16 protein-coding genes and 2 tRNA genes are annotated in these 20763 nt (G+C 46.8%); 16 read left to right on the forward strand and 2 right to left on the reverse strand.

Features of this window, described 5'->3' with window-relative positions; all coding sequences use genetic code 11:
• Positions 1-180: 180 nt before the first annotated feature.
• The 6 genes from CD05_RS0100300 (at position 181) to CD05_RS0100330 (ending at position 11291) form a co-directional block, all read left to right on the forward strand.
• Positions 181-6381, forward strand: a complete 6201-nt coding sequence (locus CD05_RS0100300) for a hypothetical protein (RefSeq protein ID WP_028508817.1) — start codon at positions 181-183, stop codon at positions 6379-6381.
• A gap of 209 nt (positions 6382-6590) precedes the next feature.
• Positions 6591-7904 (forward strand): histidine--tRNA ligase, encoded by a 1314-nt coding sequence (hisS, locus tag CD05_RS16770; protein ID WP_037322698.1) that lies wholly within the window; start codon positions 6591-6593, stop codon positions 7902-7904.
• Entirely contained in the window at positions 7901-8209 is a 309-nt protein-coding gene (locus CD05_RS0100310; RefSeq protein ID WP_028508818.1) for a hypothetical protein, read from the forward strand. Before hisS ends, CD05_RS0100310 begins: the two co-directional genes overlap by 4 nt.
• Positions 8210-8695: a hypothetical protein gene (locus CD05_RS0100315; protein WP_028508819.1), complete on the forward strand. Its 486-nt coding sequence runs from the start codon at positions 8210-8212 to the stop codon at positions 8693-8695. It begins immediately after the preceding gene.
• Between the two features lie 412 nt (positions 8696-9107).
• A complete protein-coding gene (gene aspS, locus CD05_RS0100325; protein WP_028508820.1) occupies positions 9108-10880 on the forward strand; it encodes an aspartate--tRNA ligase in 1773 nt (590 codons plus the stop codon).
• A 33-nt stretch (positions 10881-10913) separates the two neighbouring features.
• Positions 10914-11291, forward strand: a complete 378-nt coding sequence (locus tag CD05_RS0100330; RefSeq protein WP_028508821.1) for a metal-dependent transcriptional regulator — start codon at positions 10914-10916, stop codon at positions 11289-11291.
• A gap of 48 nt (positions 11292-11339) precedes the next feature.
• Here the strand turns inward: CD05_RS0100330 and CD05_RS0100335 are convergent, their stop codons facing one another.
• Together CD05_RS0100335 and CD05_RS0100340 are read right to left on the reverse strand one after the other, a co-directional pair.
• On the reverse strand, positions 11340-12272 hold the full coding sequence (locus tag CD05_RS0100335; RefSeq protein WP_028508822.1) for a hypothetical protein: 933 nt from the start codon (positions 12270-12272) through the stop codon (positions 11340-11342).
• Positions 12265-12792, reverse strand: coding sequence for a sigma-70 family RNA polymerase sigma factor (locus CD05_RS0100340; RefSeq protein WP_028508823.1), 528 nt, complete (start codon positions 12790-12792; stop codon positions 12265-12267). Before CD05_RS0100340 ends, CD05_RS0100335 begins: the two co-directional genes overlap by 8 nt.
• Positions 12793-13065: 273 nt before the next feature.
• Here CD05_RS0100340 and CD05_RS0100345 point away from each other — a divergent pair.
• From CD05_RS0100345 to CD05_RS0100395, 10 genes are all read left to right on the forward strand, one after another.
• Positions 13066-13141: transfer RNA gene (locus CD05_RS0100345), tRNA-Thr, on the forward strand.
• Between the two features lie 19 nt (positions 13142-13160).
• Positions 13161-13245 (forward strand) — tRNA-Tyr (locus CD05_RS0100350).
• 149 nt (positions 13246-13394) lie between these two features.
• Positions 13395-13745, forward strand: a complete 351-nt coding sequence (locus CD05_RS0100355) for a four helix bundle protein (RefSeq protein ID WP_028508824.1) — start codon at positions 13395-13397, stop codon at positions 13743-13745.
• A 342-nt stretch (positions 13746-14087) separates the two neighbouring features.
• A complete protein-coding gene (locus CD05_RS16775) occupies positions 14088-14399 on the forward strand; it encodes a hypothetical protein (RefSeq protein WP_037322700.1) in 312 nt (103 codons plus the stop codon).
• 28 nt (positions 14400-14427) lie between these two features.
• Positions 14428-15660: an FAD-dependent oxidoreductase gene (locus CD05_RS0100370; RefSeq protein ID WP_028508825.1), complete on the forward strand. Its 1233-nt coding sequence runs from the start codon at positions 14428-14430 to the stop codon at positions 15658-15660.
• Positions 15661-15868: 208 nt separating this feature from the next.
• Positions 15869-16078, forward strand: coding sequence for a hypothetical protein (locus tag CD05_RS0100375; protein WP_028508826.1), 210 nt, complete (start codon positions 15869-15871; stop codon positions 16076-16078).
• 86 nt (positions 16079-16164) lie between these two features.
• Positions 16165-16347, forward strand: a complete 183-nt coding sequence (locus tag CD05_RS0100380) for an HTH domain-containing protein (RefSeq protein WP_028508827.1) — start codon at positions 16165-16167, stop codon at positions 16345-16347.
• Positions 16348-16601: 254 nt separating this feature from the next.
• On the forward strand, positions 16602-17096 hold the full coding sequence (locus CD05_RS19285) for a MarR family transcriptional regulator (RefSeq protein WP_051588730.1): 495 nt from the start codon (positions 16602-16604) through the stop codon (positions 17094-17096).
• Positions 17093-18823, forward strand: coding sequence for an ABC transporter ATP-binding protein (locus CD05_RS0100390; protein WP_028508828.1), 1731 nt, complete (start codon positions 17093-17095; stop codon positions 18821-18823). The genes CD05_RS19285 and CD05_RS0100390 overlap by 4 nt, the downstream gene beginning before the upstream one ends.
• Positions 18823-20754, forward strand: a complete 1932-nt coding sequence (locus CD05_RS0100395) for an ABC transporter ATP-binding protein (RefSeq protein WP_028508829.1) — start codon at positions 18823-18825, stop codon at positions 20752-20754. The genes CD05_RS0100390 and CD05_RS0100395 overlap by 1 nt, the downstream gene beginning before the upstream one ends.
• The last annotated feature ends 9 nt before the right edge of the window (positions 20755-20763 follow it).

Consider the following 20763-nt stretch of genomic DNA (forward strand, 5'->3'; position numbering starts at 1 on the left):
GCGGCGTTTTCTATGCGGTTTTTCCCGGCCAATGTGCGCAGGCCGGGCAGAGCCAAATAACACACAGGCTGCCGAAATGGCCTGCACATTTTTTACCGGGAGGAACTTGGTATGAAAACTGGATCAATTGCAGCGGCAAGCTGCGCAAACTTATTGAAAAAAAGATAGGGGGAAAAAATAATGGCAAGAAATTTAAGCAACAACATGAAAAGAGCAGTCGCAGGTGTCTGCGCAGTTCTCGTTATATCCGGCGCTGCACCAGTGCAGCCTATTGTGGATTTTGTGAAGGATAGTACTATTTTGGCGAAGGCTAAGGACGAACCTTCGGCAAATGACTTCAACTTTTCGCCACCCGTGGATCTGTCTTATAGCAATGAGAATAAGGTGGCGACCGTCACGTCTAACAAAGAGGGCATGGGTGTTATATACGTTAAATATTATTCTGATGCTTCCTGTACTTCTGAGGTTACTGACAGAAAAAACGTAGGTACATATTATGTCGGTATCACTGTTTCAGAGGGTGGTAACTATCTTGAAACTACAAATGTGCTGCATAATGAAGATTGGCAGTTCACTATCGAACAGGCAACTACTTCTGGCGTTACCGTAGCAGCAAAAGATGTTACATATACACCTGACACTGAACAGGATCTTGTCACCGTAACTAATACCTACGGTGCAACTGTTCACTATAGAGTCGGCAATGGCACATGGGGTACAACGATACCCCAAGCTATCAATGCAGGCGATTATACGGTACAGTGGTATTCTGATGAAACTACTAACTATGCTGCGAGCGGTTCACAAACCAATCCAAATACTGTTGAGAATGTAAAGATCAAACAGGCCCCTGATACTTTCACAAATGCACCGGAATTCGCAGTAGGTCTTACGCCTGAAGGCACGGCTCAGCCGCTCGTATTTGATTCACCTGCAACAGAGCATGGTCATTTTGAGTACAGCATGGATTGGGATGGAACAGACGGTACTTGGGATACGGCAGTGCCTACCGGTACAGCTGCAGGCAACTACACTTTCTGGTACCGTGCTAACGGTGATAATGAAAATGGTGTAGATAACTACGGGCCGTCCGATCCGGTTCAGGCAACGGTTTCTATCTCAGCTCCGATAACAAATTCTGCCATTACTGATTTCAATAATGGTTCCTCCGACATACTGAAATTGACCAGTAATCTGAACGGAACAGTAGTTATCACCCGTAATAAAACCGGTATAATTGATCTGAACGGTTATACTATTTCTACACTTCATCTGCGCAACAAAGGTGGAGATAATGCGAAGATAACCGTCATCAACGGTACAGTCGGCACTATTGATGATATCGGCGGCAAGTCCGGCGGCTACACCGGAACTATCGTTCTTGGTAATGTGAGAGTGACCGGGGCTGCATATATTTGTGACCGACACCTTTATCAGGCCGGTAATACATCTATCCAAAAACCGGTTTGCGAACAAGCTGCAGGCTACAGTAACGGTGTAAACCACCCTGCCGGATCCTACGGCTGCAATGCGATTTTTGATCCTGTTGCGAAAACCGATATGGTATATACCGGGCAATCGCAGCTGCTTATTGAGCCGAATACTATCAACGGTCTGTTTGGCTGTACTATAGATTCAAGCTATTTTACATACTGGTATACACGCACAGCTCAAAATGCAAATGACTATGTAGCAGGAAGCACAAGCAGCGGCGTTGTCAACGCTTCCTGTGCTCCGCTCTATGCAACAGATGCCGGAACATATACACTTTACTATATGTGGGACAGCGATTCAAGCTATATTGATACAACGGTACACGGCAGCCGTACAATTAACATCAAGGCTAAGCTCGACCTCGCAGACGATCAGAGCGCAACCTATGCCTCGGGAGATAAGGTAACTAAGGCTATCACCAAGATAGAGTATGATGCAGACGGCAACGACACTATCGCTGATACTGATGCAGAGACATTCACATACAACGACACTAAAAATGAGAAGCCTGCCCCTGCTACTGCACTCTATTACTTACAGGGCAAGACAATAAAGATATACTCAAATGCAAAGCTGGTATTCACTGTTACTAAATCGGGCAATGTTGCAGGAACAAGCAGTGATCTTACAGGCTTTACTCAGACCTTTGATAATAAAGGCTATGTATACACATTCAAGATACCCACAGGCGTGAATGTCGTTACTGCAAAGCGTGTGTATGACTATACACTCGCCGTAGACGGCAACAAGCTGGTAGGTCACGACAAGAACACAAGGCCTGTGCAGAATGATTATACTGTTGCGACATTAGTGGCAAACGACCGTGAGTATCTTGTGCCCCTGACCGGTAATGCTACTGCAAGTGAAGATACAAATAAATATAATGTCAGGGTAGATGTGGACGCTGCTTATGAGCTTGCTAACCGCTCGACGATCAAGTATTATGCTCCCGATGAGGAAGGCTTTGAGAAGGAGACTACACCGGTCAATGTAGGTACATATACAGCTCGTGCAGCAGTAAGCACAAGCGCACAGGAAGCGTCGTATGAGCTCACCAAGTCATTCAACATCACACCGAGAAACTATGCAAAGCATCAGACCAATGCTGATGATAAGATCACAGCTGCGATAACGAACTTTGGCGGCGACAACATAGTCACATATGACGGCAATAAGCAGACACCTCAGGTGACTATCACCGATACAAAGATATCCGGCAGCGATAAGACCCTCAAACGTGGCACAGATTATGAGCTGTACAAGAAGAATACTGACGACACATATACTTTGGTAACAGCTGCTAATGATGCTAAATACCTCGGCCAGACAAATGCAGGCACATATAATGTATATGTGAAGTTCATCGGCAACTATATGAATACTGGTGATGCGTATGTTCCTGTAGAATGGACTATCGAGAAGGCTACACTGCCTGTGCTGACTATCAGTGCTTCTGATTCAACATTTAATTATCAGCCACACCCTGTGACTGCTGCACCGACAAACGAAGCAGAAACGCTCCCCAGCGGCGGCGTTATCAAGTATGAGTATAAGGTGAAAGATGCTGCTGACACTACATACTCAACAACAGCACCCACAAATGCCGGAGCTTATACAGCCAGGATAACTGTCCAGAACAGTAACTATAAGTTTGCAGAGAATCAGACTACAACTAAGGACTTCACGATAGCTGCTAAGAATATAGATACTCTTCTTACAGCAGATAGTGTTAAGGTGACTGTTACCAACGGCAGGCCGGTTGTTTCATTCAAATTCACTGATCCTCAGAAGTCCAGCACAAGCGCTTATCAGAAGGTAACTCTCGTAGAGGGCACAGACTTCACGACAGCTTATTCACAAGTGGCTGGACAAGAAAACACTTATCAGTTCGCTGTAGCTCCTAAGGCAGGCAGCAACTATACATTTACAGCAGATACAGCAAACACCAAAAAGACTTTCACTACCGAAACAGCCTTAACTACAGCAACAGTTACGCTGGCTTCAAATGATGATATAGTTTACGACGGAACAGCAAAGAAACCTGATGTTGTTGTCAAGTTCGGTGATACTGTACTGACCAAAGACACTGACTATACTGTAAGCTATTCAAACAATATAAATGCCGGAACTGCTACAGTAACTGTTTCAGACGGGACTAGCGCAGCTTTTGTAACAGGCAGCACAACATTTACTATCCAGCCTAAGAGCATTGCGGACGTTACCATAACAGTGGATGATGAGACCCTTGCTGCTGACGGAACAGCTAAAACACCTGCTATCACTGTAAAAGACGGTGAAACTACACTGACCAAAGACAAAGACTATACAGTAAGCTATTCAAACAACGTCAATGCAGGCTGCGACACCGGCGTTATCACTCTCAAAGGTAAGGGCAACTACACAGGCACTAATGCAAACGGCACTTTCTCTATCAAGTCTACACTTGATATCGAAGCTGTAAAGAGCATGATAACAAAGATAGAGTATGATGCAGACGGCAACGGTGAGTTTGTAACAGGCGAGACTATCGCTCCGACAACATTTGAAAACACATACAACTTTATCCCGACAAAGAAGATAAGAATTACATCAAACGGCAAGCTCAGCTTTACAGACGGCCATACAGTTGTTGCGGCTGAAAATCAGACAAGCAGCGGCTATGTCTATACGTTATCAATTGACAACAATACAAACAAGGTAACTGCTACACACGTATACGACTATACAAACCTCGTGGGTACGACCGACGGTCAGAGTGTGACGATCACAGGTATTGATACTAATATCATTAATAATACCACACCTACCAACTTAGCATCTGTTACTATCGGAGATGTGTATTTCCTTGATGATATCTCTACCAAGATCACGACACAGGCAGTCAACGCTCCCGGTACTACAGTATCCTATGGCACTATTACTTACACCGCATTACCTTTAACCGGTGCTGCACTCAATAACCGACTCCCGTATTCAGCGGGCAAATACAAAGCTGCTCTCACAGTTACTCTGACTGACGACTCCGGTACTGAGACATTCAGGATAACCGATCTGCAGTTTGAGGTCAAGCCGAGAGTATATAACAATAATACATCGGAAATCGGTATAGCTGTTACCTACGGCGACAGCACTACTACTACACCTTTTGTACAGGACTACACAAATAATACTGTCTTTGTGCCCACAATAACAATTACTGATTCAAAGATCGGTGCTACAAACAACATTCTTAAACGTGGCACGGATTATGATCTGTGTAAGGCGAACGGTGATGTGGTAGCAGCTGCCGGAGATAAAGACGCATTTGGTCAGTCGGCTGCAAACAATTATAGTAACATATATGTTAAGTTCAAGGGCAACTATGTAAATGATGCGACTGATGTAACTGCATTAAAACCAGTATCATGGACTATCGAAGCAAAGGCTACGCCGACAGTAACTCCGCCGTTAGGCCTGACGCTCACAGACAACCACACACCTCAGGTACTCATATCGGCAGGCTCGACGACCGGCGGCACATTGTATTATGCACTCGGCACAGATTCGACAACTGCTCCGACTGGCGGTTGGACGGATAAAGCCACTGATATAAAGGGTCAGGCTGCCGACACATACTATGTATGGTATAAGGTAGTCGGGAACGACAGGGTCAAGGATGTAGCCCCCGCTTGCGTCACCGCCAAGATCAATGAATATGTTCCCGAAAAGAAAGATCAGACTTGGACCGTAACAGTGGACAACTATGTATATGACGGCACAGCACACAATCCGAAGATCAACGGTACATTATACGGCGATCGGACCGACAGGTACATCAACACTGATACCAACGAGGTGCTCGCAGAGGCTCCTACAGAGATAGGCAACTACGAGCTGGAGGTAACAGCAGCCGGCACAAGCACATATAATCCCAGAACATGGTCAACAACATACTCTATCCTTGAAAAGGCAGACTATTCTGTTACTGGTGCAAGATTCCACACCGCTAACACTGTCAGCTTCAAGGAAAAGGTAGAGTTCAACTTCCTCGTTGAGACCAAGGACGTTTATACCGCAGAGGGCGCTTATGTAGTATTCACATATAACCACTACGGCAAAGATGTAACTGTTACAAAGCAGATAAACAAGGCCGACAAGAACGGCAAGTACTACAGAGTAAGACTTCCGCTGACGGCTTCCGAAATGGCTACCGAGATCACGGCAGAGCTTTATCTTGCAAACTCTGAGACCCCTGTTGACATCAAGACAAGAAGCATCAAGGACTACGCTGAGGCTGCTATCGAGGCAGGCCTTGACGGCTCAGACGTTCTTAAGGCAATGCTCAACTACGGCGGCTATACTCAGACAGCACTCGGCAACAACATTGATCTCCTTGCTAACAGCGGTGAGGGCATAGCAGTTGACGTATCAGGCGTAGCTCCCAAGAGCGCTACTACATTTGTAAGACCTACAGCTGCTGAGGGCGCTAAGGTAACATATAAGGGCTCTACAACAATGACTACGAGCGACCTGTATGTACGCCACTACTTCACAGTTGACCCGAGCCTTACTGCATCAGAGCTTAATGCAGTCAAGGTAAAGGTAGGCGAAAACGATCCTGTATCTATGAGCAAGCTTAAGAAGAACAGCATAGGCTATTACTGCGAAGCATCTCCCGAGCTCGCATACGAGCTTGACAGAGAGAATGGCAGTATCGTTGTATACGGCTTTGAAGGTGCAGAAACGGCTGACAGCCCCAATGCAATAAGAATTGAAAACTACAACGTTATCGACTACTGCGAGGCTGTAGCAAACAGCAGCACGCATACTGTTGAAGCTAAGAACATGGTCAAGGCACTCTACTCTTACTACACAGCTGCAAAGGCTTATGTTGAAAGCAGAGTATGATGATTTCTTGCCAAACGGCATAGCACCCAAATAATTAAAGGCACCGCCGCTCCTCCCCCTGGAGCGGCGGTGTTCTTTGTCTGTTAATTGTTGCAAAAGTGTAAAACTGCAGCAAATGAGTGTAACCCCTTGCAATTCCTGTGAAATAGTGCTATAATAATAGAATAAGTGCATTTTTGTGTGAAGATATATTGAAAGGACGTATAATAATGGCTTTGACCGTGAAAAGACCAAAGGGCACGCAGGATATAACCCCTGCTGAGATATATAAGTGGCACACTGTTGAGCGTGTGGCTAAGGAATCCGCCGAGCAGTTCGGCTTCCGTGAGATAAGGATACCTACATTTGAGGATACAGGGCTTTTTGTAAGGTCGGTAGGCGATACTACCGATGTAGTGCAGAAGGAGATGTATACCGTTTCCGCAACGGGCGATTCGACATTCACACTGCGCCCGGAGGGTACTGCCGGAACTATAAGAGCTATAATCGAGAACGGCATACTCAACGACGGCTTTCCGCAGAAGGTGTTCTATATGCTCTCCTGCTTCAGACACGAGAAGCCGCAGGCCGGGCGCTTAAGAGAGTTCCACCAGTTCGGCTGTGAGATGATAGGCGCTCAGAACGCAAGAGCCGATGCCGATATCATAGCTCTCGCAAAGAGCGTTATCGACAGGGCAGGGCTTAAGAATATACAGCTCAATATCAACTCTATCGGCTGTAAAAAGTGCAGGGCTGATTTCCATAAGGCGCTTGTCGATTACTTCACGCCCCGTAAGGCTGAGCTCTGCGAGACCTGCCAGGAGCGTCTGGACAAGAACCCCATGAGGATAATCGACTGCAAGTCACCCATATGCTCTGAGATAGCAAAGGACGCACCTGTGATACTCGATTACCTCTGCGATGAGTGCAAAGAGCACTTTAACGAGCTTCAGGAAAACCTTAAGGCTATGAATATAGAGTATTCGATAAACCCCAAGATAGTAAGAGGCCTTGACTACTACACCAAGACGGTGTTTGAATTCATAACTACAGATATCGGCGCACAGGGTACAGTGTGCGGCGGCGGACGCTACGACGGTCTTATCGAGACTTTGGGCGGAGCACCCACACCGGCGCTCGGCTTCGGCATGGGCTTGGAGCGTCTTATCCTTACAATGGAGAGCCAGGGTGTAGAGTTTGAACAGCCCTCGGGCTGCGAGCTCTATATCGCACCTATGGGCGACAAGGCTGCAAGAGCTGCCGCCTCTCTCGTGGCAAGGCTGCGTGAGGAGGGCTTCTATACCGAATATGACCTTATAGGCCGCTCGCTCAAGGCGCAGATGAAGTATGCTGATAAGATAGGCGCTAAATTCGTCATCGTGCTCGGTGACAATGAGCTTGAACAGAAGACCGTTAAGGTCAAAAATATGACTACAGGCGAGCAGACAGAGCTTGCGCTTGATGACAGCTTCGGTGATAAGTTCTCCGACCTTCTCATGGCAAGTATCTTTGATAAGCTCGATAGGGAGGAAGAACAGAAATGAGATGCCCTATTTGCGAAAACATACCTCTTATAGAGTTTAAGAACCCTATGGAATATATCATGGCGGTAAATGCTGTTACGAATATGCTCGTGCAGGGCAATGTCGAGATGCTTTACCAGACCTGCCCACTTGACAAGGTGGTAGACCAGGACGGCAAGTTCTATTCCGGCAGGATATTTCACCAGTTCCAGTGCGCTATGTGTGGCACTATCTACGGAATGCTCGCAAATCCTCTTGCAGGCGGCGGTGAGATAAGGATAAATGAAAAGCCCTTCCGCCCTGAGGACTATGAGGACAAGGAATAAATGCTTATAATATTACCCGTCTCCTTCGAGCATGAGAGCTCAGGCTCAGTCAAGCAAATAGCAAGGAAGCTCGACGGCGAACTTATACAAAAACGCCCGAGCGCCAACGTCATGGCAAACTCGAGATTCATCAAGAAGTATAAGACCCAGTCGGTGTTTTACGGCTGCCGCAGCGGCGAGGACAGGTTCAGCGTCTTCTACCACGAGGCAGGCAAGCGTGATACCGGCTCGGTGGGCTTTTACGGGAAACTCACAAAGAACGGCAAGGGCACAAAGATATCCGGGCATTTCAGAAAGCCGCTTTCCGCCTATATTTTCGGGGCGGTGTGGGTAGTTATAACTTTTATGTTTGCACTGATAGCCCTGTCGCTTGACAATACGGCTGCGTTTATCGCAGGGACAGTTCTGCTGCTTCTCGGCGTGTTCGTGCTTTTCTTTGACAAGGGCAAGAAAAAGGTGATAAGGGCGTTTATCGAGAGCCTGTAGCATAATTTGACAAAAAAAGACACCTGTGGTATAATTATAGCACGGGTGTCTGGAGTGTCCTTAACGGACACTCCAGAGTTTTACTTCGCTGATCTGATCAGCGATTTTGCAAGCAAAACCGTAAAACTCTTTATTTTTTGGCGGTCAGATTTTTCCTCCGCAAGGAGGTGAGCAAGAATGTCAGTAATAGAGGTACTTACGTTACTTTTATTGATAGCCACCATAATTGATATTGTGGTCGGTATTTGCAATAACAAAAAGAAATAACCGCCTTACTCCGAATAAGGCGGTTACTTATAAAAACCAGTCTTTGGAGGAGACCGCTTACCGCAGGCACCTCTTTGTTACTTATATTATAGCATTTTAAATAACGATTGTCAATAGTAAATTTACCGAAAGGAAGTAAAATACAATGAACGACACTATGAAGGGTCTGAAAAGAACACATTACTGCGGCGAGGTGCCGAATGACGAGCAGGAGGTAGTTGTCTGCGGATTTACAGACAGAGTAAGAGATATGGGCAACCTTATCTTCATCAACCTGCGTGACAGGACAGGCCTTGTGCAGCTGACCTTCAATGACGAGACAGACAGAGAAATATTTGCAAAGGCACAGACAGTAAGAGCTGAGGACGTGCTTATGGCAAAGGGCGAGGTCAAAAAGCGTGAGAGCGTTAATGACAAGCTCAAAACAGGCCAGATAGAGATACACGTTACCGACCTTCGTGTGCTCTCCCGTGCTGAGACAACACCTTTTGAGGTGACAAACTCTGATAAGGTAAATGAGGAATTAAAGCTCAAATACCGCTACCTCGACCTGAGAAACCCGAGGCTCCAGAACAACATCATCACAAGACATAATATAGCCAAGGTCGCAAGAGACTATTTCTACGAGAACGGCTTTATCGAGATAGAGACACCTATGTTTATGAAGTCCACCCCCGAGGGTGCAAGAGACTACCTTGTTCCTTCGAGAGTTCACCCCGGCAAGTTCTACGCTCTGCCGCAGTCTCCGCAGATATACAAGCAGCTGCTCATGATATCCGGCTTTGACCGCTATATCCAGCTTGCAAGATGCTTCCGTGACGAGGACTTAAGAGCAGATAGACAGCCTGAGTTCACACAGATAGACCTTGAAATGTCCTTCGTGGATCAGGAGGATATACAGGAGTGCATCGAGGGCTTCGTAAGCAGGCTCTTCAAGGAGGTTCTCGGCAAGGACGTAACACTTCCGCTCCCGAGACTTACATTTGCAGACGCTATGAACCGCTACGGCTCGGATAAGCCTGACACACGCTTCGGCATGGAGATACAGGATATCTCTGACTGGGCAGGGAAGACTGATTTTGTAGTGTTCAATGGCGCAGTACACAACGGCGGTTCGGTAAGAGCAGTCGTTGCAAAGAATGCAGCATCAGTTTATACAAGAAAAGAGATAGACAAGCTCACAGAGCACGCAAAGGGCATAGGCGCTAAAGGCCTTGCTTATGTAAGGTGGGTCGAGGACGCACCGAGCTGCTCGTTTGCCAAGTTTATGAAGGAAGGCGAGCTCGAAGCTATGCTCGCAGCTGTCGGTGCAGAGAAGGGCGACGTTGTTATCATCGTGGCCGACAAGGATAAGGTGACTCTGCCGACACTCGGCGCACTGCGTCTTATCATGGGCAAGAGATTAGAGCTTATCGACGAGAGCAAGTATAATTTCCTCTGGATAACAGAGATGCCTTTCTTCGAGCTTGATGAGGAGACAGGCAAGTGGGTAGCTATGCACCACCCCTTCACCATGCCTATGGAGGAGTGCATCGAGTATCTTGAAAGCGACCCCGGCAAGGTAAGAGCAAAGGCGTGGGATCTTGTTCTCAACGGTGTCGAGCTCTCATCGGGCTCTATGAGAATAACCGACTGTGCATTGCAGGAGAAGATGTTCGAGCTGCTTGGCATGGGCAAGGAGGAGATCGAGCAGAAGTTCGGCTTCCTTGTTGATGCGTATAAGTATGCAGCACCTCCGCACGGCGGCATGGGCATAGGCCTTGACAGAATAGCTATGATAATCTGCGGCACACAGAGCTTAAGAGACGTAACTGCATTCCCGAAGGTGCAGAATGCAAGCGAGCTTATGAGCCAGTGCCCGGCAGTGGTAGATGAAAGCCAGCTTGAGGAGCTCCACATCAGAACTGTGGAGGAATAATTACTCTTGCTGTAAAGAAAGGGATGATCGGTAATGTCACTTCGTAAATCGGGCGAGGATTATCTTGAAGCGATCCTCGTGATAGGAAAGCGCAAGGCGCAGGTAAGATCAATAGATGTTGCAAATGAGCTTGGTTTCTCAAAGCCGAGCGTAAGCAGGGCAGTCTCGCTCCTGAAAGAAGGGGGATTCATTACCGTCGAGAAGGACGGCTCGCTGCTGCTCACAGATGTAGGCAGAGAGAAGGCAGAGGACGTTTACGGCAGGCATTGTCTGCTGACGGAGTTCTTTAAGGATATCCTTCATGTCAGCGAGGAGAACGCCGCTGAGGACGCCTGCCAGGTCGAACACGTCATATCCGCTGAGACCTACAACAAGCTCACGGATTTTGTAAAGAAGTATAACAAGCAATAAACAAAAAAGGAGCTGTGAAAGCTCCTTTTTTATATTACCGTATAAGTGTTATTTGCTGTCGCCATTTTCGTGATCGAGGATATCCTCGCCGTTTTGCATATCGTACACCGCAGCATATAACGGCAGACCGTCGTATTTTGTGCAGGCAGGGGTGTCGGTCAGGCTTGTGACGGTGATATCGGCTGTACCCTCGGCAAGCTCTGTACACTGCACACCGCTGTCGTTTATATAAAAGCAGGAGTCAAGCCCCCACACAGGACTATAGCTGCCGTCGTTGAGCTTTGTCCCCATAACGAGCATACGCCTGCCCTTTTCAAAACGTATGCTGTCGGTTTCCCAGCCGAGATTCAGGCTGAGGGTCACGGTCATTTTAGGACTGAGCTCGCTGTTTTTATCTTCAATGTCATATATCACCTCGGCCTCGGTGTATAGGATATTGTCGTTTGTCAGCTCGTGCTTTCTCACCTCGCCGTCGTCTTTGATATTTACTATCAGCAATGCATCGCTTTTGCATCTGCCGTCGGAGATGTGCGCAGCCCGTACCGACATACTGTTCGGTGAAGGCTCGGGGTGTATCTTGCCCGTAAGGTCGGGGGAAGCATTATAGAAAAACGGCCCGTGCTTGGTATGGAAGCTCTGAGCGTATTCTATGTACATTCCGTAGATGTCATAGTCGCCTTGCATTTCGACATAGCCCTGCGGCGGCGGATCATCCTCGCTCATTGGTGTGAAAACGCCGATAAAGCCACGGTAAACAAAGGGCGACAGAATAGCAATTGCCAGCAGCGCAGCATATACACAGGTGCGCCTTCTGTGCTGCACGGCAAAAACCGCCGCTCTGCTCGGAAAAGCATTGATAAGGCGTGACATCTTTTTATTGAATTTGTGTGAAAAGATATGCTCTGTCTCTGCTTTCGGCAGGGCAAGCTCACCTTCAAACACCGCCGTCAGTTCGGCGGCAAGTATATCTCTTTTATCCATTGTTATTTCCTTCCTCCAGACAGGTCTTAAAGCGTGCTCTTGCATACTGGGCACGCTTTCTTGCGGCTGATGCCGTGATCCCGAGCGCTTTGCCGACTGCCTTATAATCAAGGCGCATCACATAGTGCAGATACAGAACCGCTCTGTCATCAAAGGCAAGTTCCTCCAGCGCTGCACGGATATCCGCACGCTCATAGTCGCCAAGACTGCTGTTGTCAAGTATCTCTTCGCTCACAGGCTCGCAGGCAAGGTGCTTTTTCTCGCTTCTGCGGTTATTCAGGGCAGTATGCTTTGCAGTCATAAGAATATACAGCTCACGCTGGGGCGGCTTTAGTGTCTTTAGCAGAGCAAAGCTTTTTGCCAGCAGAAAGAAAGTATCCTGTGCGGCTTCTTCGGCAAGTGTTTCGCTTGACAGCACACGGTAAGCTGTCAGATAGACCCGGCTTTTATACTTTTCAAACATCTGCCCAAACAGCTCCCTGTCAGCATCGTTGTCTATCAGCGCCATCACAGCCAGCATATGCACATTCCTCCTCTTTATTTCAGTATAGCATTATTTATAAGATGCTGCAAGTCTCTGTATATAAAGACACCTCCCGTGAGCATAATGTGACAGCCAAAGAAATTCTTTGTAAATAATGACAAGATATGAGCCGATTGTTTGTTAAATGCGACAATGGCTACAAAGAAAACAGCTGTATATGAACAATTTGTAAAGATTATAAATAACGCTTGACATCCGGACAATATTGTGCTAAAATAGATATGTTGCCAAACACGAATAGCGAATAACGCTGGTGTAGCTCAGTTGGTAGAGCAGCTGATTTGTAATCAGCAGGTCGGGGGTTCGAGTCCGTCCACCAGCTCCATTTTTTCTAATTTAATATTGGGAGAGTTCCCGAGTGGCCAAAGGGGGCAGACTGTAAATCTGTTGCTTCTAGCTTCGATGGTTCGAATCCATCCTCTCCCACCAGAAACGCCCTCGTCGCTAATGCGCCGGGGGCTTAATGAATAGTGAATAATGAATAATGAAGAATGCAGAATGCTGAATTGGGCGTTTCTGTATTATTCACTATTCATTATTCATTTTTCATTATTCACTAAATTATTGGGGCTGATATTATGGAATACAATCCGCTTCTTGATAAATCACTGAAATTTGCTGCTCGGATAGTTAAGCTATATCAATATCTAACCAAAGAGAAAAAGGAAAGTATTATTTCAAAACAAATAATAAGGAGCGGCACCTCCATTGGTGCAAATGCTAATGAAGCAGCTTATGGAGTAAGCACAAACGATTTTATATCTAAAATGCAGATAGCATTGAAAGAGACAGCCGAGACGGAGTATTGGCTCAGACTTCTTATACTGTCAGAATACATTGAAAAAGAACACGGCGAGTCTATGCTTTGCGATTGTCTTGAAATAAAGAAAATACTTATCGCTTCACTAAAAACAGTAAAAAACAAATAATAAGAATGTCATCTTTTCCGTTCGCCACTCACATATACGCCCTCGTCGCTAATGCGCCGGGGGCTTGGTTTATAGCCAAAAGTGAATAGTGAATAGTTCAGAATACCTTTCAGGGCGTTTTTGTACTGTTCACTATTCACTTTTTTTAACTACAGAGGAATGAAGTATTATGGATAGCCCGGTTTCAGACAGATTTCTTAAATCCGCCGCAAATGAAGGTTTAATGGAGCCTAACCATATAGAGCAGATGGGAAAGATCCAATGCAATAGGCTGTTGACTTTTTTGTGAATTATGTTATAATATTCTCGGAGTATGTTACAGTTCATTGGGAGAATATGAGTATGATTGAGTATAAGCGTTATGTAAGCTCATATGAAGCTGAGGTATTAAAGGTCTTCACAGAGTCTTTTGTTGGATATCCTCTTTTTTGGGGAGCTTTTGAAGACCGGTTCAAGTCAGAGATAAAGGATCTCGTTATCCCGTTGGTAAGATCAAGTGGCGGAAATCTGATAACCGTTACTACCAATTCTGAGAAAAATGTGGACTTTTATACTAATAACGGGTTCACGCTGATAAAAGAAGAAACGCTTGAATACAAAGCAAAAACTATCAAAAACTGGTCTTTCAGAATGGATCTGGAGGATAAAGAATGAAATATAGCTTTTTGGGGAGGAATAATCTATGTCGTCGATAAAACAGGAAGCGGAAAGATGTCTGAAATGCAAAAAACCATTGTGCTCAGCAAATTGCCCTGCTGCAACGGACGTTCCACGGGTAGTTGATCTGTTTCTTGAGGGTAAGATCAGAGAAGCGGGTGAAGTGCTTTTTTACAACAATCCGCTTTCCGCCATTACTTCAATAATCTGTCCGCATGAAAGGAACTGCTTGGGTCACTGTGTGCGTGGGATAAAAGGCGAACCTGTAATGTTTTACCGTATCGAAGAATTCGTTTCAAGGTTTTATCTTGAAACATTCGATATTCCCAAGATAAAAAAGAACGGGATCAAGGTCGCCGTTGCCGGCTCAGGTCCTGCAGGGATAACGATGTCTCTTTTGCTGCTTCGCAGCGGTTATGATGTTACGCTTTTCGAGGCGGAGGACAGTATCGGAGGCGTATTGAAATACGGTATCCCTCCGTTCAGACTTCCGAGAGAGATACTGGATATGTATAAGGATATCATGCTTAAAATGGGTCTGCACTTCCGGCCGAACACAAGAATAGGCACCAACATAATGATAGAAGACCTTTTCCCGGACGGATATAAAGCGGTATTTGTTGCAACAGGCACCGGCAGACCCAACAAGTTAGGCCTTTTAGGAGAAACGCTCGGACACGTCCACTTTGCAGTAGACTATCTGAAATCGCCGTCAGCATTTGACCTTGGAAACACAGTCGCAGTCGTCGGTGCAGGCAATGTTGCTATCGATGCTGCGAGAACTGCTATCAGGCGGTCACATTCTCACGTTACTATACTTCATTTTATGGGGGAAGAAAACATGACGGCAAACCATGAAGAAGTCGAAATGGCGCAGCTTGAAGGGGTGGAATTTATCCACTTTGCGCAGGCTGTCCGTATAAATGAGGACTCCGTCAGATGCGTCCGTGTAAATAGGATAGAGAATGCTGATGGCAGCGTCAGCTTTGAAGAAGATTATTCAGACGTTTTCGATGTGCCGGCTGATTCGGTTATAATCGCTATCGGTCAGGGACCCGGCGCAGATATGAGAGCCGCAGGTGTAAAGCTGACACAGAGAGGACTTCTTGATGTAAATGAATACGGGGAAACGACACGTCCCGGAGTATTTGCCGCAGGAGACATTGTATCCGGCCCGAAAACGGTCATTGAAGCTGTCGCATTCACCAAAAAGGTATTCAGCAAAATGGATGAATACATGAAAAGCGAAAACGTTTAAGGCAACACCGCAAGACCACCGGCTAATGCCTTTGTATGCCATCTACTTGCAAATTTTTATGTCATATCACCCAAATACTCCTTGTCTTGCGTCAGCAAAACTGCGTCGCATTTGGGCAATCTGACGAAAAATCTGACGTTTCAGCTTTGCTGAAACAACGTATACTGACATACAATGGTCGTGCGGTATTGCCTTAAGAGAAAACGCAATGAAAAGAAAAACCACAAAGGATATTCTTGCCGAGTCCTTTCTGGAGCTTGCTATGAGTAAGCGTATCGACAAGATCACAATAACCGATATAACAAGCAACTGCGGTATGTCGCAGCCGACTTTTTATAATCATTTCAAAGTATCATTAAGGTGTATTATCAGGACGAGGAAGAAGATATGTACTGGGCTGAGCAGCAGCTTGAACTGATAGAAAAGATAGGTCTCCGGAACTGGCTGAATATGCAGGTGTGATACAGCAAAGAAGAAATATCCATATAAACGGAGGTGCTTAAAGTGGCAGAAAAGGAACAGATACTCGAAGCTATGAAAAAAGCAGGCGAGCCGCTGAACGCAGGCAAGATAGCCGAGCTTACAGGTCTTGACCGCAAGGTCGTTGACAGGGCTATGGCTGCTATGAAGAAAGACGGCTCTATCGTTTCTCCCGTAAGATGTAAGTGGGAGCCGGCTGAGAAGTGATAAAAAATGCTGCCGGTCACACCGGAAGGGTCTTGTAAAACGAGGTCGGGCCTTGCAGTAACAGCCTTTTCCATAACACCCATACACCGCCCCATGGCATACGCTGTGGGGCGGTTTTTATCATGTTGTCATTATGCACAAAATAATAATTCGATATCAAACTATTTTTCGTCGGGCGGGGTATTGACCTTTTTTTGAAAAAGGAGTATAATGTAAATAGTTAGATATCGAATTATTGCGCAGGAGGTGTTTTTTTGGAGGATAAGAAAAGAGCCGATGAGATGTCTGAGGCGGATTTTATCAGACAAAAGCCGGTGCTGCTCGACTTTATAGCGCACAGGCTCGATGTGATAAACAACCGGCAGCTCATGGCAGAGTATGATGTGACGCATTCGCAGGCAAAGCTGCTTGTGAGGATATCCCATTCCCCGGGGCACAGGATAGCGCAGAGCGAGCTCAAAGCCTTCGGCAGGCGTGGCTCGACGATAACCTCGGTGCTTGCCCACCTTGAAAAGAACGGCCTGATAAGCCGCAGCGCAAGCGATGCTGATGCAAGGGCAAAATATGTCGAGCTCACACCGCACGGCCTTGATGTGGCGCTTGCAGAGCAAAAGATAATATCAGAGCTCGGCGAGCTCATAGACCATACGCTCACCAAAAAAGAGACAGAGAGCCTGCAGATACTTCTTGAAAAGATAGCTAAAGCTCTTGATGATAAAAAAACAAACGAAAGGACTGATAACACTTGATAAAAAAGCTGTTTGGGTGTATCAAGGGGTATGAAAAATACACGATACTCACACCGCTCGTTATGATAGGCGAGGTCGGTATGGAGGTTCTTATCCCCCTTGTTATGGCAAAGATAGTCGATGTCGGCATCGAAGGCGACGGCGGAACATCATATACCGTGAAAATGGGTCTGCTTATGGTGTTCATGGCGTGCGTGTCTATGATGTTCGGTTCACTCGGTGCTTATTTCGGCGCAAAGGCCAGCATGGGCTTTTCAAAGAACCTGAGAAACAAGCTCTTTAATAAGGTGCAGGATTTCTCGTTTAAGAATATCGACAAATTCTCGACCGCATCGCTCGTTACACGTCTTACCACAGACGTGAATATGGTGCAGAACTCATTCCTGATGTTCATCAAAATGGCATTCAGAGCGCCTGTAATGCTCGTGGGCGCACTTATCATGGCAGTAAAGGTAAAGCCTGACCTGTCAATGGTATTCCTTGTGTCGGTGCCGATACTTGCACTTGCAATGGTGCTTATAATGACTAATGCGCACCCCCGTTTCAAGCTGATGCTCGAACGTTACGACAAGATGAACTCTGACGTTCAGGAAAACCTTATAGGTATCCGTGCTGTCAAGGCATTCGTAAGAGAAGACTATGAGAACAAGAAGTTCACCACCAGCGCAGACCTTGTAAGGAAAGCTCAGCTCGCAGCTGAAAAGATAGTTATCCTCACACAGCCGATAATGCAGATAACGATGTATGCAACTATCGTCGCTGTGCTCTGGTTCGGCGGAAACATGGTAGTTGACGGCGATATGCAGATAGGTGAGCTCTCTACTTTCATCACCTATATTAACCAGATACTCGGCTCGCTGATGATGGTGTCTATGATATTTATGATGCTTGTTATTTCAAGAGCATCTATCACGAGAATAGTCGAGGTGCTTGAAGAAGACCCCGACATCACAGACGATGATGCATCTGATGTCAAGGTCGAGAACGGCTCTATCGAATTCAGAAACGTTTGCTTCAGCTATAATGAATCGGCAGAGGAAGCGGTGCTCAGAAATGTTGACCTGAGCATACACTCGGGCGAGACGATAGGTATCATTGGTGCTACCGGCTCTGCCAAGACGACGCTTGTTTCTCTTATCCCGAGACTTTATGATGTGTCCTCCGGTGAGGTGCTGGTAGGCGGCAGAAATGTCAAGGAATACAAGCTCGCAAACCTGCGTGAGGAAGTTTCAGTGGTGCTCCAGAAAAACGTTCTTTTCTCAGGCACTATCAGAGAGAACCTGCGCTGGGGCAACTTTGAGGCTACTGACGAGGAGATAGAAAAGGCCTGCGAGGCGGCCTGTGCTGATGAGTTTATCAACAGCTTCCCCGACGGCTATGAAACTGACCTCGGCCAGGGCGGCGTAAATGTATCCGGCGGCCAGAAGCAGAGGCTGTGTATTGCAAGAGCGCTTCTCAAAAAGCCTAAGATACTGATACTTGACGACTCGACAAGTGCAGTCGATACTGCAACTGACGCAAAGATAAGAAAGGCTTTCAAGGAACAGCTTGACGACACCACGACTATCATTATCGCACAGCGTATATCCTCGGTAAAGGATGCTGACAGGATAATCGTATTAGAGGACGGCGAGATAGACGGCATAGGCACTCACGACGAGCTGCTCAAAACAAACGCTGTTTATAAGGAAGTCTATGACTCACAGCAGAAGGGAGATGATGACTGATGGCAGGACCGAGAGGCGGAGGCCCCGGCGGCAGAGGACAAAGGCCGCTTGAAAAACCAAAGAACGTCGGCGTGACTATCAGGCGCATATTCTCCTATATGAGAGAGTTCAAGCCGCTTATCATGCTCGTTGTCGTGTTTATCATAATATCGGCGCTTGCATCTGTTATCGGCACATCTTTCCTGCAAAAGGTGATAGATGACTGCATCAAGCCTATGCTCGAAGGCAAGACAGACGAGGGCATAAGCAAGCTCGTCAAGACGCTTACTATAATGAGTGTTATCTATGTAATTGGCGCACTTTCCACCTTCTGCTATGCAAGGATTATGCTCAATGTTTCCACCAAGGCGCTCTATAAGATAAGGGTAGACCTTTTCACGAAAATGGAAGCGCTGCCGATACGCTTTTTTGACACGCACACCCACGGCGAGGTAATGAGCCGCTATACAAACGATGTTGATACATTAAGAGAAATGCTCTCAAACTCTCTTGCGAGCTTTATCTCGGCGGCTATCACAGTCACCGGCGTGTTTGTCATGATGATATACTACAGCTGGCAGCTCACACTTATCGTTATACTGCTTTTCTTCGTGATAGTTAAGCTCACAGCCTTCATCGGCTCACGCTCGGGCGCATATTTCAAGGAGCAGCAGAAAAACGTAGGCCGTGCAAACGGCTATATCGAGGAAATGATAGAGGGCGTCAAGGTAGTAAAGGTATTCTGCCACGAGGACAAGGCAAAAAGAGAGTTCGACGGCATCAACGACGACCTGCGAAAGGCAGCCACAAGAGCTAACACCTTTGCGAGCATCATGGGGCCGCTCATGAACAACCTTTCCTATATCCACTATGCGATAACTGCTATCATCGGAGGTATCATGGCTATCAAGGGCGTTCATACATTCAGCGGCGTGTTCACTGTCGGCACGGTAATAGCATTTTTGCAGTACACAAGAAACTTCGCTATGCCTATCCAGCAGATATCCCAGCAGTTCAACTCGGTGCTCTCTGCACTTGCAGGCGCTGAGAGAGTGTTCACGATAATCGACGAGACACCCGAGACTGACGAGGGCTACGTTACCCTTGTCAATGCAAAGGAAGACGAGAACGGCAACATTGTCGAGGCTGACCACAGAACAGGTATGTGGGCATGGAAGCACCCCCACCAGGCTACAGGCGATATAACCTACACCAGGCTCGAAGGCAGGGTGGAATTTGACGACGTGACCTTCGGCTATGAGCCTGACAAGACGGTCCTAAACGGCATAACCCTCTATGCAAAGGCCGGGCAGAAGATAGCCTTTGTTGGCTCGACAGGTGCAGGCAAGACGACTATCACAAACCTCATAAACCGTTTCTACGATGTGCCTGACGGCAAGATACGCTACGACGGCATAAACATCAACAAGATAAAGAAAGCAGACCTGCGGCGCTCGCTTTCGATGGTTTTACAGGATACCCACCTTTTCACAGGAACGGTAATGGACAACATACGCTTCGGCAAGCTCGATGCGTCAGATGATGACTGCATTAAGGCCGCAAAGCTCGCAAATGCGCACAGCTTCATAAAGCATCTGCCTGAGGGATATAATACCGTCATCACAGGCGACGGCGCAAACCTCTCGCAGGGTCAGAGACAGCTTCTTGCCATAGCAAGAGCCGCTGTTGCCGACCCGCCGGTGCTCATTCTCGATGAGGCTACATCTTCTATCGACACGAGAACAGAGGCGCTTATCGAAAAGGGCATGGATCAGCTCATGGCAGGCAGAACGGTATTCGTTATCGCACACCGTTTATCGACTGTAAGAAACTCGAACGCTATCATGGTGCTCGAGCACGGCAAGATAATCGAGCGTGGCGACCATGACGACCTTATCGCACAGCGAGGCAAATACTACCAGCTCTACACAGGTATGTTTGAGCTCAGCTGAATCATATAG

Source organism: Ruminococcus sp. NK3A76, assembly GCF_000686125.1.
GTDB lineage: Bacteria > Bacillota > Clostridia > Oscillospirales > Ruminococcaceae > NK3A76.